Source organism: Streptomyces sp. NPDC048496 (assembly GCF_043200055.1).
GTDB lineage: Bacteria > Actinomycetota > Actinomycetes > Streptomycetales > Streptomycetaceae > Streptomyces.
The window spans coordinates 37310-52659 of record NZ_JBICXB010000030.1 but is presented as its reverse complement, the minus strand read 5'-3'; the positions used below and the strand labels follow the sequence as shown (position 1 = coordinate 52659).

At 72.2% G+C, this 15350-nt stretch carries 14 protein-coding genes; 6 read left to right on the top strand and 8 right to left on the bottom strand.

Going from position 1 to position 15350, the window contains the following annotated elements; genetic code table 11:
- Positions 1-138: 138 nt before the first annotated feature.
- Complete coding sequence (locus ACGFSA_RS24140; RefSeq protein WP_393307452.1) at positions 139-1875, bottom strand: MFS transporter; 1737 nt, start codon at positions 1873-1875, stop codon at positions 139-141.
- A 133-nt stretch (positions 1876-2008) separates the two neighbouring features.
- Here ACGFSA_RS24140 and ACGFSA_RS24135 point away from each other — a divergent pair, with 133 nt between their 5' ends.
- Entirely contained in the window at positions 2009-2524 is a 516-nt protein-coding gene (locus ACGFSA_RS24135) for a MarR family winged helix-turn-helix transcriptional regulator (RefSeq protein WP_393307450.1), read from the top strand.
- An 86-nt stretch (positions 2525-2610) separates the two neighbouring features.
- On the opposite strand, the gene ACGFSA_RS24130 is transcribed toward ACGFSA_RS24135, so the two are convergent.
- The 3 genes from ACGFSA_RS24130 to ACGFSA_RS24120 are packed head-to-tail and all read right to left on the bottom strand — an operon-like array spanning position 2611 to position 5576.
- Complete coding sequence (locus ACGFSA_RS24130) at positions 2611-3672, bottom strand: methyltransferase (protein ID WP_393307448.1); 1062 nt, start codon at positions 3670-3672, stop codon at positions 2611-2613.
- Positions 3673-3702: 30 nt separating this feature from the next.
- On the bottom strand, positions 3703-4779 hold the full coding sequence (locus ACGFSA_RS24125) for a methyltransferase (protein WP_393307446.1): 1077 nt from the start codon (positions 4777-4779) through the stop codon (positions 3703-3705).
- Complete coding sequence (locus tag ACGFSA_RS24120) at positions 4779-5576, bottom strand: SDR family NAD(P)-dependent oxidoreductase (protein ID WP_393307444.1); 798 nt, start codon at positions 5574-5576, stop codon at positions 4779-4781. The genes ACGFSA_RS24125 and ACGFSA_RS24120 overlap by 1 nt, the downstream gene beginning before the upstream one ends.
- Before the next feature lie 264 nt (positions 5577-5840).
- Here ACGFSA_RS24120 and ACGFSA_RS24115 point away from each other — a divergent pair, with 264 nt between their 5' ends.
- The 5 genes from ACGFSA_RS24115 (at position 5841) to asnB (ending at position 10849) form a co-directional block, all read left to right on the top strand.
- Entirely contained in the window at positions 5841-6872 is a 1032-nt protein-coding gene (locus ACGFSA_RS24115) for a methyltransferase (RefSeq protein ID WP_393307442.1), read from the top strand.
- A gap of 106 nt (positions 6873-6978) precedes the next feature.
- On the top strand, positions 6979-8181 hold the full coding sequence (locus ACGFSA_RS24110; RefSeq protein WP_393307440.1) for a cytochrome P450: 1203 nt from the start codon (positions 6979-6981) through the stop codon (positions 8179-8181).
- A gap of 13 nt (positions 8182-8194) precedes the next feature.
- Complete coding sequence (locus tag ACGFSA_RS24105) at positions 8195-8461, top strand: ferredoxin (RefSeq protein WP_393307438.1); 267 nt, start codon at positions 8195-8197, stop codon at positions 8459-8461.
- On the top strand, positions 8458-8970 hold the full coding sequence (locus tag ACGFSA_RS24100; RefSeq protein ID WP_393307436.1) for a hypothetical protein: 513 nt from the start codon (positions 8458-8460) through the stop codon (positions 8968-8970). The genes ACGFSA_RS24105 and ACGFSA_RS24100 overlap by 4 nt, the downstream gene beginning before the upstream one ends.
- A gap of 37 nt (positions 8971-9007) precedes the next feature.
- Complete coding sequence (gene asnB / locus ACGFSA_RS24095; protein ID WP_393307434.1) at positions 9008-10849, top strand: asparagine synthase (glutamine-hydrolyzing); 1842 nt, start codon at positions 9008-9010, stop codon at positions 10847-10849.
- Between the two features lie 81 nt (positions 10850-10930).
- Here the strand turns inward: asnB and ACGFSA_RS24090 are convergent, their stop codons facing one another.
- From ACGFSA_RS24090 to ACGFSA_RS24075, 4 genes are all read right to left on the bottom strand, one after another.
- On the bottom strand, positions 10931-12133 hold the full coding sequence (locus ACGFSA_RS24090) for a cytochrome P450 (protein ID WP_393307432.1): 1203 nt from the start codon (positions 12131-12133) through the stop codon (positions 10931-10933).
- Between the two features lie 146 nt (positions 12134-12279).
- Positions 12280-13128, bottom strand: coding sequence for an LLM class flavin-dependent oxidoreductase (locus tag ACGFSA_RS24085; protein ID WP_393307430.1), 849 nt, complete (start codon positions 13126-13128; stop codon positions 12280-12282).
- Positions 13122-14300, bottom strand: coding sequence for a nucleotide disphospho-sugar-binding domain-containing protein (locus ACGFSA_RS24080; RefSeq protein ID WP_393307428.1), 1179 nt, complete (start codon positions 14298-14300; stop codon positions 13122-13124). Before ACGFSA_RS24080 ends, ACGFSA_RS24085 begins: the two co-directional genes overlap by 7 nt.
- Before the next feature lie 8 nt (positions 14301-14308).
- Positions 14309-15343: an LLM class flavin-dependent oxidoreductase gene (locus tag ACGFSA_RS24075; protein ID WP_393307425.1), complete on the bottom strand. Its 1035-nt coding sequence runs from the start codon at positions 15341-15343 to the stop codon at positions 14309-14311.
- Between the last annotated feature and the right edge of the window lie 7 nt (positions 15344-15350).

Below are 15350 nucleotides of genomic sequence, written 5' to 3'. Positions count from 1 at the left end.
GCCCGGGCCCGGTGGGAACAGCGGGCCGGTGGGCCGGAGGGCCGGGTCCGTCCGGACGGCCGTCGAGGGGTCGCGGCCGTCCGGGCGGTGGGTTTTGCTCAGGCGGTACGGGCGGTACTCAGGTCGTACGGGTTGTGCTCAGGCGGTACTGGGCTCGGCGACGCCGGGTCCGGCGGGCTCGGTGCCGGGCTCTGCGGTCTCCTCCCCGGCCTCGTCGTGGTGCTTGGCCTGCCTGGGCAGGAGCAGCACCAGGAGCAGGACCAGGGCGGTCAGGCCGATCTGGGCGAAGATGGTGCGCTGCAGGGTGGTGGAGAAGACCTCCCGGCGGGCGTCCTGTGCGGCGGCGCCGATGGCGGCGCCGGCCTGCGGGTCGGTGACCTGGGTCAGCGGGGCGCAGCTGGCGGGCTCGACGGTCGGGTCCTTGGACTTGGTGCGCTCGGTGAAGCAGGTCTGGAAGGCGTCGGTGAGCCGGGCCTGCTGGTCCGGGGAGACGTGGGTCTGGACGAGCGCGGTGCGCAACTGACCGCCTGCGTCCTTGGCGGCGGTGTCGGCGGAGCCGCCGAGGAAGCCGATGAAGAGCGCGCCGATGATCGCGATGCCGAGGGCTCCGCCGACCTGCTGGAAGGCGTTGACCACGCCGGATCCGGCGCCGGCGTGCTCCGGCGGGACGTCGGTCAGGATGAAGTCCAGGATCGGCGCGATGATCATGCCCATGCCGAGGCCGCCGACGAGGAGCGCCGGGAGCAGCGACCAGGAGCCGATCTCGGCGCCGCGCAGCTGGATGGTGAGGGAGATTCCGGCGAGGCCGGTGGCGAGCAGGACCGCGCCGATCACCATGACCTTGCGGCCCAGCTTGGCGGTGAGGACGGTGGCGGAGAGGGCCGCGCCGAAGCTGACGCCGAAGGACCAGGGCACTCCGGTGAGGCCGGCCCGCAGGACGGAGAAGCCGAGGCCGTTCTGCAGGAAGAGGATGAAGATCAGGAAGTGGCCGATGGTGACCGCGAAGAACACCGTGTTGGCGACGATGCCGGCGGTGAAGGAGCGGCTGCGGAACATGGAGGGCACGATCAGGCCGGGGCGGCCCTGGTCGCCGAGGCGCCGCTGGTACGCCCAGAAGATCGCGAGCACCGGCACCGAGGCGATCATGGCGACGAAGGACCACAGCGGCCAGCCGAGCTCGCGGCCCTGGACGAGCGGGACGAGCAGCAGCAGGAGCCCGACGGTGAGCAGGGCGGTGCCCACGACGTCCAGCTTGATCGACTCGGAGGAGCGCGACTCGCGGATGACGGCGGAGGCCGCGAGGAACAGCAGGATGCCGACCGGAAGGTTGATCAGGAAGACCATGCGCCAACCCTGGCCGAACAGGTCGGCGTCGATGAGCAGGGCGCCGATGATCGGGCCGCCGACGGTGGCGAGACCGGCCACGCCGCCGAAGGCGCCGAGGGCGGCGCCGCGCTCCTTGGGCGGGAAGGCGGCGGTGATGATGGACAGCACCTGCGGCACCATGAGCGCGGCCATGGCGCCCTGGAGCACCCGGGCGCCGACCAGCATCTCCGGACCGCCGGCGAAGCCGCACAGCGCGGAGGCGACGGTGAAGCCCGCGACGCCTGTCAGGAAGAGCTTCTTGCGGCCGTACATGTCACCGAGCCGGCCGCCGAGGATCAGCAGGACGGCGAAGGAGAGCAGGTAGCCGGCGACCACCCACTGCACGGTGGCGTATCCGGTGGTGAGGTCGGTCTGGATCGACGGGATGGCGACGTTGACGATCGTGGAGTCGAGCAGGTCCATGAACGCGGCGAAGAGCACCACGATCAGTGCGACCTTGCGCTTCGGGTCCCCCTCGACGGGCGGGGCCGCCGCGGACGGGTTGGACATGGTGCACCTCTCTTTGATCTAGACTGACCAAGACAATCAGCAACTCGGATGCTTACCAGGCGGGAGTCTTCTCAACTCATTATCTCAGTTGCTGAGATAATGATGATGCAAGGTAACTGTAAGGACGGGACGTATGTCAAGCGCGGAACGTGCGGAACGTGCACAACTGGCCGCGGCCGTGGATCAGCAGCTGCGTGCTCTGGTGAGCCAATCGGTGCTCTTCCACCAGGCGGTCGCCGACCGGCTGGGACTGAGCGTCCTTGACCTGAACTGTCTCGGGGCGCTGGTGGCCCGCGGCCCGATGGCGGCCGGGCAGCTGGCCGAGGAGAACGGGGTGACCACCGGCGCCATCACCGGGGTCATCGACCGCCTGGAGGCGGCCGGCCACGTCCGTCGCGATCGGGATCCGAAGGACCGTCGGCGTGTCCTCGTCACGCCGATGCCCAACCTGGAGGCGAAGGTCTTCCCACTGTTCGAATCGCTCGGCAGCTCTCTTGCCGAACTGTGCGAGCGGTTCACCGAGAGCGAGCTGGAGACGGTGCTTGACTTCGTCCGGTCCGCCGCGCCGATCACCCACGAGGAGGCGGTGAAGCTCCGGGCCGGCAAGAACGCCGCCAAGGGCGCCAAGCGGGCGGCCGCCGCCAAGTGAGGCCCCGGCAGGGGCTGAGGCAGGTCCTGGTGCGGGCTGGGGTGCGGGCTGGTGTGTAACGAGCGTACGCACCAGCCGCCACCCCGTCACCCGGGTATTCGGCCGATCACCAGACGCAGCGGCGTGCCGCTCGGCACCACTCCGGCGAACTCGAAGCCGGCGCGCTCGAACATCGCCCCGTACTCCTCGGCCGTACGCTCCCACCCGCCCATGACCAGCAGCATGTGAAGGTCCATCAGGGCGTCCCAGGGCGTCTCTGGTGGGTCGGCCACCAGCTGCTCCAGGAGCACCACACGGCCGCCCGGGCGGCCCGCCTTGAGGCAGTTGGTCAGCACCGTGTGGCAGGCGTCGTCGTCCCACATGTGCAGCACCTGGCGGATGACGTACACGTCCGCCTCCGGCACGCCCTGGAAGCAGTCGCCCGTCACCAGCTCGGTCCGCTCGGCCAGCGGGCCCTCACGCAGCTCGGGCAGCGCCGCCGAGATGGCGTGCGGCCGGTCGAACAGCACACCCTTGACGTCCGGATTCCCTTCGAGTAGCGACTTCAGCAGGCTGCCGTGGCCGCCACCGACGTCGCACAGGGTGTCCGCGCCCGCCAGGTCGAGGGCCGCGACCACGCCCGGGTTCATGGCCCGGGACTGCGCCGCGTACCCCTTCAGGCAGGTCTCGCCGGCCGCGTTGTCGTCCTCGTGGAAGTACGTGAACAGGTCCTTGCCGTACGTCTCCTGGAAGGCGCAATGGCCCGAGCGGACGCTCTCGGCGAGCTTGCCCCACATCTCCCAGCCCCAGTGCGAGCCGGTCAGCATGATGTCCGTCACCGAGCCCGGCGCGTCCGAGCGCATCGCCCGCGACATCTCGGTGTGGGCGTAACGCCCGGGTGCGGCCTGGCGGAAGATGCGGAAGCCCACCAGGGCCCGCATCAGCCGGGTCAGCGCGGGGACGTCCGCGCCGACGGCGGCGGCGATCTCCTCGACCGCGGCCGGCTCGTCGCCGACCGCGTCCGCGAGCCGCAGCTGGGCCGCCGCCTGCACCACGGCGCTCGCCCACATGCCCCAGCCGAGCTCCGCCACCGCCTGGGCGGGCGGCGGGCCGATCACGGGCGCGCCCTCGCAGGCGTCCACCCGGTCCTCTGTCAGATCACCCGACATCCTCAACCACCTTGATTCACAAGGGCCTTGTCAGGCCCGGACGGATTCGATCAGTGCGATGGGGGCCCGCTCGTGGCCGGCCAGGGGAAGCCGGCGGCAGTCGTCGAAGCCCGCGGCGGCGAGCAGCCGCCGGTACTCCTCCTCGGTGCGCGCCCGGCCGCCGGTGAGCACCATGAACTCCACGTCGTTGGCGTGGACATGGGAGGAGTGCTCGGTGTACTCCCAGTCGAGCAGCACGAGCCGGCTGCCCGGCTCCGCGGCCTTGGCGCAGTTCGTGAGCAGTTGCGCGGCCGCCTCGTCGTCAAGATCGCACAGCACGTTCTTGAGCAGATAGAGGCTGCCGCCGGCCGGGACCTCGTGCCGGAAGTCCCCGGCCACCAGCTCCACCCGGCCGGCCAGGCCGGCCTTCTCGAAGGTCTCCCGCGCGTGGCCGACCGCCCACGGCAGGTCGAGCAGCACGCCGCGCGCTCCGGGAACCTCCCGGAGCACCCGGGCGAGCACGGTGCCGGGGCTACCGCCGACGTCCACGATCTCCCGCTCCCCCGCCAGGGACAGGCTCGCGACCAGCGCCTCGGCCGCCTCGACGGAGAGCGAGGCGCAGGTCTCGGCGTAGCTGCGGGCCTCGTCGGGGTGGGCGGCGTAGTACTCCCAGTGGTCCATGCCCCACACGGTCCGGGTGGCCGGGCAGCCGGTGCGGACCACGTCGGCGACGAGCTCCCAGGGGCGGGTCATGCCGGGCGCGTTGACGGCGATGCTGAAGCCGCGCAGGGACGGCACGCCGGACCGCAGCAGGTGTCCCGCGGGGGTGAGCTCCCAGCGGCGTACGGCCCCGGACCCGGCGCCCGACTCCCCGGCCTCGGCGGCCGGTGCGACCAGGCGGTGGAGCTCGCACACCCGGAGGAAGCGCTCCAGGCTCGGCCGGTGCGCGCGGATCGCCTCCGCGATCTCGTCGGTGGTGCGCCGGCCGTCGCCGAGCGCGTCGGCGATCCGCAGCTCGGCCATGCCGCGGGCCACCAGACCGGCGGACCACTGGAAAGGCCGGAGCTCCTGAAGCGCGGTCAGCGGGCTGAACGCGGCATCCCGTTCAGTCCGTTCGGTCGCCGTCATCAGTGCCCGCCGTCGACGTAGAGCACGTTGCCGGTGATGTTGCCGTTGGCCGGGGAGGCGAAGAAGAGCGTGGCGTTGACGACATCCTGGACGGTGGAGAAGTGCAGGAAGGGCATCGCCTTGTTGAGCGCGGCGCGGGCCCCCTCGGCGTCGAGGCCGGCGACCCGGGCGCGTACCTCCTCGGGCAGCTTCTCCAGGAGCCCCTCTGTCACCACCGGGCCCGGCGCCACGCAATTGGAGAGGATGCCGTGTTCGAAGAGCTCGGTGCCCAGGGTGCGGCTCAGCCCGTGCAGGGCGGACTTGCTCGCCGCGTATCCCTCCGCGCCCTTCAGTCCGCGCTTCACGATCGCCGCCGACATGAACACGATCCGGCCGCCGCCGCGCGGCTTCATCGCCGGCAGTGTCGCCTGCACGGTGTGGAAGGCGCCCTCGACCTCCGCCCGCAGTGGCGGCAGCCACCGCTCGGCAGGGATCTCGTCGAAGGCGGGCGCGTGCGGGTTGGGGCCGCCGGAGGCCGAGGCGTTGACCACCAGGGCGTCGATGCCGCCCCACGCGTCCCGTACCTCCGCGACCGCGCCGCGCACGGAGTCCGCGTCGGTCAGGTCGAGCCGTACGGGCAGCGCCTGCCCGCCGGCCGCCGCTATCTCGGCGGCCACGGCCTTGGCGTTCTCCACCCGGCTGAGATAGGTGAGCGCGACCTTGGCGCCCTCGTCGGCGAAGGCGCGGGCGAGCGGGCGACCGAGGCCGCCGCTGCCGCCGGTGATCAGTACGACCTTGTCCTTCAGGCCGAGTTCCATGGCAACTCCCGTCCTTTCCGGCGGTGCGCCGGTGTCGACACGTCAGGCCCGCGGCGCGCAACGCGGGCACCGCACCCCAGCTTGGAGATCGCGGCTGGAGTGTCGCTGGAGCGGCCGGGCCGCTCTCTCGAACGCACCGCCGCGAGCGCCGGTCCATCGGGATTCCAGTTCGGATTGAGGTCCGGTCCGGATAGTTCACCGGGCGTGCTCACCAGAGTGGGCGCGGCCTCGACACCACCGGAACCACCTGAAAGGAACCGGCGCATGACCAAGACCCGTGAAGAGCAGGGATCACTGGACCTGAACGGCATCATCCAGCTCGGCATGGCGTTCGGCAGCGCGAAGATCCTGCTCACCGCGAACGAGCTCGACCTGTTCACCGTGCTGAGCGACAGCGGGCCGGCCACCGAGGAGGAGATCCGCATCAAGCTCGGTCTCCACGAGCGCGGTGCCCGGGAGTTCCTCAACGCGCTGGTGAAGCTGGGCCTGCTGGCGCGGGAGGACGGGCGTTACGGCAACACCAAGGCCGCCGACACCCACCTGGTCAAGGGCCGACGAACGTACGTGGGGCGCTTCCTCAGCCGCTCGAACAGCGTGCTGTACGGCGCCTGGGGCGGTTTCACCGAGTCGCTGAAGACCGGCGAGTCCCAGATCGAGGGCCACGGTGACGACAACATGTTCAAGCACCTGTACCGCTCCGAGGAGCAGATGCGGGACTTCGTCGCCATGATGGACGCGCTCAACTGGGCCGTCGGCCCGGAGCTCGCCAAGGCCTACGACTGGAGCAAGGTCAAGACCGTCACGGACGTCGGCGGTGCCCGGGGCAACCTGGCCGCCACCCTGATCGACGCCCACCCGCACCTGAAGGCCACCGTCTTCGACCTGCCGGCCGTCGAGCCGGCGTACGAGGACCACATCGGCGGCCTCGGCCTCAAGGACAAGATCACCTTCCACGGCGGCGACTTCTTCGCCGACCCGGTTCCGGAGGCGGACGTCGTCATCATCGGGCACGTGCTGGAGGACTGGTCGCCCGAGCGCCGCAAGCAGCTCATCAAGTCGGCGTTCGACGCCCTCAAGCCGGGCGGCACCCTGCTGGTCTACGACCCCATGCTCGACGACGAGCTCAGCCCGCTGAACAACCTGCTGACCAGCCTCACCATGCTGGTCGTCACGCACGGCGGCTCCGAGTACCGGGTCGACGACTGCCGTGCCTGGATGACGGAGGCCGGCTTCGCGGAGACCTCCGCCGAGCTGCTCGACACCAACGACATCCTCGTGATCGGCCGCAAGAAGTAGCCCCACGCGTCACGGGCGGCACCTCCGCGACCTCGCGACCTCGCGAAGTCGCCATGGAGGGGCTGCCCGCGCGTGCTTATCCGCGCACCACCCCGAAGGGATACCGATGTCGATCGACGAGGCACCGCCGGCCTTCCCCTTCCCGGCGCCGGACACGTTCGAGCCGCCGGAGGAGTTCCGCCGGCTGCGCGAGCAGGCTCCGGTGGCCCGGGTGACTCTTCCCACCGGCGACCGGGCCTGGCTCCTGACGCGTTACGCGGACGTGCGCGCCGCCCTGGTCGACCCGCGGCTGAGCCGGGCCGCCGCCGAGGCGCCGGACGCGCCCCGGATGGGGAACACCACCCCCGGTCCCAAGACCATCCTCGGCATGGACGCCCCGGACCACTCGCGGCTGCGCCGCCTGGTGATGCAGGCGTTCACCGCCCGCCGCGTCGAGGCGCTGCGCCCGCGTGTCGAGCAGCTGGCCGAGGAGCAGATCCGTCTGGTCCTGGTCGCCCCGCGGCCGGTCGACCTGATGTCCTGCTATGCGCTCAGCCTGCCCATCAAGGTGATCTTCGAGCTGCTGGGTGTGCCGTACGAGCACGTGGACCGGCTGCACGCCTGGAGCGAGGTCATCTTCAGCCTCGGCGGCCACAGCGTCGAGGAGGTCAAGGAGGCCCGCGACGAGATCATCGGCTACCTCCGCGGGCTGATCGAGCAGCGCCGCGAGGAGCCGGCCGACGACCTGCTCAGCGTGCTCGTGCACGCCCGGGACGAGGGACAGCAGCTGTCCGAGGAGGAGCTGCTCGACTTCGCGATGATCATCATGACGGTCGGGCACCAGTCCACCGCCAACTCGCTGAGCACGGCGCTCTTCACGCTCCTTCACCACCCGGACCAGCTGGAGCTGCTGCGCAAGAAGCCGGAGCTGATCCCGGGCGCGGTCGAGGAGCTGCTGCGGTTCAATCCGTTCGTCTTCACCGGCACCCAGCTGCGGGTCGCCACCGAGGATCTGACGATCGGCGAGGCCGAGATCAAGAAGGGCGAGGCGGTGATCGCCTCGCTGGGCTCCGCCAACCACGACGCCGAGGTCTTCGCCGACCCGGACCGCTTCGACGTCGAGCGCACCCCGAACGTGCATCTCTCCTTCGGCTACGGCATCCACCACTGCCTGGGAGCTCAGCTCGCCCGCCTGGAGATGCAGATCGCGCTGCGCACGCTCATCGAGCGGGTGCCGGACACTCTGAAGCTCGCGGTGCCGGCCGACTGGCTGACCTGGAAGACCGGGCTGACCGCGCGCGCGCTCGTCAATCTGCCGGTGACCTGGTGACCCGGGGGCGGCGATGAGCGAGCAGTGGCGGATCACCGTCGACAAGACCTGCCGCCGCAGCGGGATCTGCGCCGCTGCGGCGCCCCGGTACTTCTCCGTGGGCGAGGACCACCGTACCCGGCCGGCGGCCGGCCCGGTGGACCCCGACCTGGAGCTGATCGACGTCGTGGAGGCCTGCCCGGCCGAGGCGATCACCCTGACCGACCTGGCGACCGGCCGGCCGGTCGCCGCCGCCCCGGAGGCGGCCGTACAACGAGAACCGAGAGAGGTACGCCCATGAATCCTCAGCGCAGCACCCGCCGTTCCCTGCTCAGGAGGGCCGGCTTCCTCGGCTCGGCGCTGGCCGTCGGCGCCGCCGCCCCGGCCGCGGCGCGCGACCAGGGACCGTACGACCAGGAGCGCGGCCGGCACCGCAGGGACCGGCGGCCCTCGCCGGTCGGCAGCTGGTCGGTGGTCGTCACCATCGAGGGCGTGCCCGACGTCGAGCACGCGCACTACTCGTTCGGCGCCGACGGACAGCTGATCCTGCAGACCCACCGGCACACCCACACCGGCATCGGCACCTGGGAGTGGACCGACGACGACAGCTTCGTGTACGTGACCCGGGGCCTGCGGTCGGACGCCGACGGCGGTCTGCTGAGCGAACTGCGGATCCGGCACACGGCGCGGTTCGGCGCTGACGGCACCTTCACCTCGGCCGGCACGGGGCAGGCCCTCGACGCCGGCGGCAAGGTCCTGATGGAAGTCCAGTCCACGGCGGTCGGCACCCGGTTCGGTGTCGACGGCTGACCGGCCGCGCCGGGACAGAGTAAAGGAGAGTGCTGGCATGTGTGGCATCGCCGGCTGGGTGGATTTCGCAACAGATCTGCGTCAGGAGGCCGCCGTCGTCCGGGAGATGACGGCGACCATGACCCTGCGCGGCCCCGACGCCGGCGACGTGTGGATCGCTCCGCACGCCGCACTGGGCCACCGCAGGCTCGCCATCATCGACCTGGAGGGCGGACGGCAGCCCATGGTCGCCGAGGAGGGCGGCCGGGTGCAGGCGGCCCTGACCTACGCGGGCGAGGTGTACAACTTCCGCGAGCTGCGGGAGGAACTCGTCCTCAAGGGGCACCGCTTCACCACGCGCAGCGACACCGAGGTGGTGCTGCGGTCCTACCTGGAGTGGGGCGAGTCCTTCGTCGACCGGCTCAACGGCATGTTCGCCTTCGCGATCTGGGACGCGCGCAGCGAGGAGCTGCTCCTGGTGCGCGACCGCGTCGGCATCAAGCCGCTGTACTACCAGCTGCTTCCGGGCGGCGGGGTGCTGTTCGGCTCCGAGCCGAAGGCGATCCTCGCCCATCCGCAGGCGAGCCGCACCATCGACGCCGATGGGCTGCGCGAGCTGTTCGGCGGGGTGAAGGCGCCGGGCGCCGGGGTGATCGCCGGTATGCCCGAGCTCGCCCCGGGGCATGTGCTGCGGGTCTTCCGCGACGGGCACCGGCTGCGCCGCTACTGGCAGTTGGAGGCGCACGAGCACGCCGACGACCTGCCCACCACCATCCGTACGGTGCGGGAGCTGCTGGAGGACATCGTCACCCGGCAGATCGTCTCCGACGTGCCGCTGTGCACCATGCTGTCCGGCGGGCTCGACTCCTCGACGCTCACCGCCCTGGCGTCGCTCGCCAAGCAGCGTGACGGCAGCGGCAAGGTCCGCTCGTTCGACGTCGACTTCGTCGGCTACCTCGACAACTTCGAGCCGGACCTGACCCATCCCACCGCGGACTCGCCGTACGTCCGGCAGGTCGTCGAGCACGTCGGCGCCGACCACCGGCACATCCTGCTCGGCAACGCGGAGATGATCGACGCCCCGACCCGCCGGGCGGTGGTCCACGCGCTCGACTGGCCGGTGCTCATCGCCGGGCCCGGCTCCATGGACATCTCGCTGTACCTGCTGTTCCGGGCGATCCGCGGCCACTCCACGGTGGCGCTGACCGGCGAGTCGGCGGACGAGCTGTTCGGCGGCTACCCGTGGTTCCACCACCCCGAGTACGGGCAGCCCGGTACCCTGCCGTGGAGCCTCGCCCACAACCTCGGCATGCCGGCCCTGTTCGGCCCGGTCACCACCCGGGTCGACGTCCGCGGCTACCAGGCGGAGCAGTACCGGCAGGCCGCCGCCGCGGTGCCGCGGCTGCCCGGGGAGAGCGGCCGGGCCCAGCAGTTCCGGGAGTCGACGTACTTCTTCCTGACCCGCTTCATGCGCACCCTGCTCGACCGCAAGGACCGGCTCAGCATGGCCGTGGGCCTGGAGGTGCGGGTGCCGTTCTGCGACCACCGGCTGCAGGACTACGTGTTCAACGCGCCGTTCGAGTTCAAGACCTTCGACGGGCAGTGGAAGAGCCTGCTGCGGGCGGCGGCGAAGGACCTGCTGCCGGAGGCGGTGCTCAACCGGCCCAAGACGGGCTATCCGATCTCCAACGACGCCGCCTATGACCGCTACGTCCAGGAGCGGTTCGCCAAGCTGGTGGCCGGAGGGGACTCGGCGGTGCTGCCGCTGCTCAACCCGACGGTCGTGGAGAACGTGCGCCGGGACGCGACGGCCGCCGCCGGTCTGACCCGGATCGAGATCGACATGGCGCTGCACCTCGACGAGTGGATCGCGGCGTACGGGCTCGACCTGGCGGTCTGAATCCTGGTCCACGAGAATGCTCCCCGCCCCGGTCGGGACGGGGAGCTTCTTGTCGTACGGGCGGTCCCGCGTGGGGTCACGTCACCAGGCGACCGGGAGCTCCGCCGGCCGGCGGAAGGCCATCCCGGACACCCACCGCAGCTCCTCGGTCGGCACCGCGAGGCGCAGTCCGGGGAAGCGGTCGAGCAGGCCCTCCAGGGCCAGTTGCAGCTCCATCCGGCCGAGCTGGGCGCCCAGGCAGTGGTGCAGACCGTGGCCGAAGGTCAGATGCGGATTGTTCTGCCGCGCCAGGTCGACCCGCTCCGGCCGCTCGAAGACCTCCTCGTCCCGGTTGGCCGAGGTGATCGCCGGCAGCACCGCGTCGCCCTTGCGGATCACCGCCCCGCCGAGCTCGACGTCCTCGGTGGCGATGCGCATGGCGCCGGCGCCGCCGCCCGCCACCGAGAAGCGAAGCAGCTCCTCCACCGCGCCCGGCACCAGCGTGCGGTCGGCGACCAGGCGCGCCCACAGCTCCGGGTCGCGCAGCAGCGTGATCAGCGCGCCGACCAGCTCGCCGGTGGTGGCGTGGTAGCCGGCGACGAGCAGGGTGTGGCCGAAGGCGAGCAGTTCCTCCTCGGAGAGCCGGTCGCCGTCCTCCTCACGGGCCTCGATGAGATGGGTGAGCAGATCGTCGGCGGGCTCCTTCGCCTTGGCCACGATCAGCTCGCCGAGATAGCCGTCGAGTCCGCGCCTGGCCTCCATCACCACGTCCGGCGAGTGCGCCGATATGGAGAGCATCACGTCCGACCAGACCCGGAACCGGTCCTGGTCGGCGAGCGGCACCCCGAGCAGCTCGCAGATGACGGTGATCGGCAGCGGCTGCGCCAGGTGGGCGATCAGGTCGGCGGGTGCGCCGCCGGCGGCCATCGTGTCGAGCAGCCGGCCGGTGATCTCCTTGACGTGCGGGCGCATCCGCTCGATGTGCCGCGCGGTGAAGGCGCGGGCGACCAGCTTGCGCAGCCGGGTGTGCTCGGGAGGGTCCATGGTGAACAGCGACTTGGAGCCCTTGGCGACGGGCAGCAGCCGGGGCGCGTCGGGCTCGGTCAGCGCCGCCTTGCTGAACCGCGGGTCGGCGAGGACCTGCCGTACGTGTTCGTAACGGGTCACCAGCCAGGCCCGGTGCCCGGTCGGCAGCGTCACCGGCGCGACAGGCTCCGTGCCGCGTAGCTCGGCGTAGGCGGGGGCGGGTTCCAGCGGGTCGGGCACGGACAGCGGGAACGTTCGCTCGGGACTCTCGGCGGTCATGCGTCCTCCTTGGGAACTGCTCAACGGATGCTCAACGGGTGTTCATTCGGGGGATGTTCGGGCGGCGGCGCGGCCCGGACGCGCTGGACGCCGCTCCGCGTGCGGAACGGCGTCCAGGCCGTGTCTTCTGGATCGGGGGACACGCGCTACAGCACGGCGTCCGCGAGGCGGTCGAGCTGGCAGGGGCCGGCGTCGCAGGGCATGAAGACGATCTCGTCGCAGCCGGCGTCCTGATAGGCCGTCACCGCCGCCCGCAGCCGGGACGGTTCGGTGAGCGCCATGGTGACGATCGACTCGGCGCGGCCCGAGAAGGCGTAGTAGTCCGTCAGATAGCGCTGGGCCAGCCGATCGGCGCGCGGGCCGAGCGAGAAGTAGAGCAGGGTCATCAGGTGCGGGCGGCCGGTGCGGCCGTGCCGCCGCCAGGCGGCCTCGACCCGGTCGGCGTTGGCCCGGTAGCCGCTGGGCGAGCTGCCACCGGCGATCCAGCCCCGGCCGTACTGCGCGGCCCTGCGGAAGGCGGCGGCGGAGGTGCCGCCGAGGATCAGCGGCAGCTCCCCCTGCGGGGCCGGGCCGACGGCGGCGCCCGGGCGCTCGCCGCGCCAGGTCTCCCTCAGCTCGGCCAGCATCGTGTCGAGGAGCTTGCCGCGCACGGCGGGGTCGACGCCCGAGGCCGTGAAGTCGTCGTCGCGGTTGCCCGCGGCGAGTCCCAGGGTCAGCCGGCCGCCGCCGATCCGGTCGAGGGAGGCGATCTGCTTGGCGAGCAGCGGGGTGTTGTTGCGGTACGGGGCGGTGAGCACCGTGGTGGCGAGGCCGATCCGGTGGGTGACGGCGGCGGCCGCGGTGAGGGCCACCAGCGGGTCGTAGTTGTCGTACACCAGCCGGTCGAGCACACCGAGGGTGGAGAAGCCGTGCCGCTCGGCCCGCCGGGCCCAGTCGGTGATCCGCTCCCCCGCGGTGTCGGGGACGGTGGCGGGCAGTCCGACGCCGATCAGCACGGCCGGCCTCCTTCGGCGAACACGGCGAGCTGCTCGGCGACCCGCGCCGGGGTCGGCCGGCGGGTGTTGTCGTCCCGGATCTCCTCGGCCGCCTTGCGGTACGAGGGCTGGTCGAGGAGTGCGAGGACGGCGGCCCGCAGGCCCTGCGGGTGGGCCTCGTCCCGGGTGAGCGAGAGTCCGGCGCCGGTGGCGGTGAACCGCTGCGCGTTGAAGGTGTGGTCGATCAGCTGGGGCACGACCAGTTGCGGCAGGCCGTGGGCGAGGCCGGTCAGGATGGTGCCGGCGCCGCCGTGGGCGACGACCAGGTCGCAGTGCGGCAGGACGCAGTGCAGCGGCACCGACTCCAGGACCTTGGCCCGGGCGGGCAGCTCGCCGAGCAGCGGGCGCTGCTCCCCCGCGACCGCCACCACGATCCCGGCGTCAAGGGCGTCTAGGGCGGCGACGACCTCGCCGGCGAGGACCATCGAGGGGTCGAGGCGGCCGACCGTGGTGCCCCAGGTGACGCAGACCCGGGGCCGCCGGCGCTCCGCGGGCGGCAGCGGCACGGGCACCCGGCCCGCGCCGTTGTACGGCACGTAGCGCATCGGCAGCCGGTCGAGCGGACCCGGCCTGGACTCCTCGGGCACCTGCATCGCGGGCGGGCAGAGGTCCACGGTGAGCGCCCCGAGGGCGTCCGGGGATTCCTGGCTGTCGAGGCCGAAGCGCGCGAACAGCGGTGCCAGCGCGCGTTCCTCGGCCTCCAGGGTGGCCTGCCTGTGCATCAGGTCGGCGCCCCAGGGCATCCGTACGGCACGGGCGCCCGACGCGGCGGCCGCGAGCGGCCCGGCGTACGCGGTGGGTTCGTGCACCACCAGGTCGGGGCGCCAGGCCCGGGCGAACGCCACCAGGTCGTCCGCCATGGCCTCGGCGAGCTCGGCGAAGAGCGTCACCGCGCGGGGCCCGCGGCCCGCCGGGCCGGCCGTCCGGCCCGGGATGTAGTCGCGGATCCGGGCCGCCGCGTCGAGGTCGCGGCCGACCTGCGCGTACGGCAGTCCGGCGGCGGTGACGTGCGCCGCGAGGCCGGGCGGGGCCGCCACCCGTACCTCGTGGCCGGCCGCTCGCAGTGCCCAGGCGAGCGGCACCATGGGGTAGAAGTGGGTCGGCCAGGCCCAGCTGACGAACAGCACACGCATCGGACGCCTCACCTCTCCCGTCCGGGCAGACCGGCCTCGCGGTGCGCCCGGGCCACCGTCTCCATGACGGCGATCCGCGCCTCCGTCGTGTCCGCGTACGGCGAGATCCCCAGCGTGGTGACCCCGGCCGCCGCGTACTCCGTGAGCCGGCGGGCGATCCGGCCGGGCGTGCCGAGGAGCGAGGTGGAGTCGATGAACTCCAGCGGCACGGCCGCCGCCGCACCGGCCGCGTCACCGGCCGTGAACCGGTCCTGCACCTCCTCGGCGGCCTTCCCGTACCCCAGTTGCGTGGCGAGCCGGAAGTAGAAGTTGCTCTCCCGGTCGCCGAGGCTCATGAACCGGGCGACGTACGGCCGGATCGGCGCGGCGGCCGCCGGGACGTCCTCGCCGACCGCTGCCGGGGCGGACAGGAAGGCGTCGAAGCCGTCCAGGTCCTTGCCCGCCCGGCGGCGGCCGGTGCCGATCGGGTCGAGCGCGCGCTTGGCGTGGTCGGGCGTGCAGAAGACGCCCACCCAGCCGTCGGCGATCTCCCCGGTCAGCTCCAGGCTGCGGGTGCCGACCGCGGCCAGGTAGACCGGCAGGTCGGCGCGGACCGGGCCCGGGTGCCGGAACGGGCCGGCGTCGCTGCCCGGCAGTGGCAGGGCGAAGTGGCGTCCCTCGTACGTCACCGGCTCCTGTGCCAGGGTCCGGCGCACGACCTCCACGTATTCCCTGGTCCTGGCGAGCGGCCGGGCGAACGGGGTGCCGTGCCAGCCCTCGGTGACATGGCTGTTGGAGATGCCGAGGCCGAGCCGGAACCGGCCGCCGGAGAGGCCGTCGAGGGTCGCCGCCGCGAGCGCCATGGCGACCGGGGTCCGCGCCGGGATCTGGATGACCGTGGACAGCAGACCGATCCGGCTGGTCCGCGCGGCCACCCAGCCGAGCACCGAGATCGCGTCGGAGCGGAAGCCTTCGGGAGCCGCGGCGACGTCGAAGCCGAGCCGCTCGGCCTCCTGCGCGGTGCGGGCGCAGTCCTCGGGAACGAGGTTGATTCCCAGTCGCATGGCGGGG

What these genes read in the sequence shown, in the direction of transcription:
- ACGFSA_RS24140 (WP_393307452.1), bottom strand. Translation starts at nt 1,875, where the DNA reads ATGTCCAACCCGTCCGCGGCGGCCCCGCCCGTCGAGGGGGACCCGAAG.
- ACGFSA_RS24135 (WP_393307450.1), top strand. Translation starts at nt 2,009, where the DNA reads ATGTCAAGCGCGGAACGTGCGGAACGTGCACAACTGGCCGCGGCCGTG.
- ACGFSA_RS24130 (WP_393307448.1), bottom strand. Translation starts at nt 3,672, where the DNA reads ATGTCGGGTGATCTGACAGAGGACCGGGTGGACGCCTGCGAGGGCGCG.
- ACGFSA_RS24125 (WP_393307446.1), bottom strand. Translation starts at nt 4,779, where the DNA reads ATGACGGCGACCGAACGGACTGAACGGGATGCCGCGTTCAGCCCGCTG.
- ACGFSA_RS24120 (WP_393307444.1), bottom strand. Translation starts at nt 5,576, where the DNA reads ATGGAACTCGGCCTGAAGGACAAGGTCGTACTGATCACCGGCGGCAGC.
- ACGFSA_RS24115 (WP_393307442.1), top strand. Translation starts at nt 5,841, where the DNA reads ATGACCAAGACCCGTGAAGAGCAGGGATCACTGGACCTGAACGGCATC.
- ACGFSA_RS24110 (WP_393307440.1), top strand. Translation starts at nt 6,979, where the DNA reads ATGTCGATCGACGAGGCACCGCCGGCCTTCCCCTTCCCGGCGCCGGAC.
- ACGFSA_RS24105 (WP_393307438.1), top strand. Translation starts at nt 8,195, where the DNA reads ATGAGCGAGCAGTGGCGGATCACCGTCGACAAGACCTGCCGCCGCAGC.
- ACGFSA_RS24100 (WP_393307436.1), top strand. Translation starts at nt 8,458, where the DNA reads ATGAATCCTCAGCGCAGCACCCGCCGTTCCCTGCTCAGGAGGGCCGGC.
- asnB (WP_393307434.1), top strand. Translation starts at nt 9,008, where the DNA reads ATGTGTGGCATCGCCGGCTGGGTGGATTTCGCAACAGATCTGCGTCAG.
- ACGFSA_RS24090 (WP_393307432.1), bottom strand. Translation starts at nt 12,133, where the DNA reads ATGACCGCCGAGAGTCCCGAGCGAACGTTCCCGCTGTCCGTGCCCGAC.
- ACGFSA_RS24080 (WP_393307428.1), bottom strand. Translation starts at nt 14,300, where the DNA reads ATGCGTGTGCTGTTCGTCAGCTGGGCCTGGCCGACCCACTTCTACCCC.
- ACGFSA_RS24075 (WP_393307425.1), bottom strand. Translation starts at nt 15,343, where the DNA reads ATGCGACTGGGAATCAACCTCGTTCCCGAGGACTGCGCCCGCACCGCG.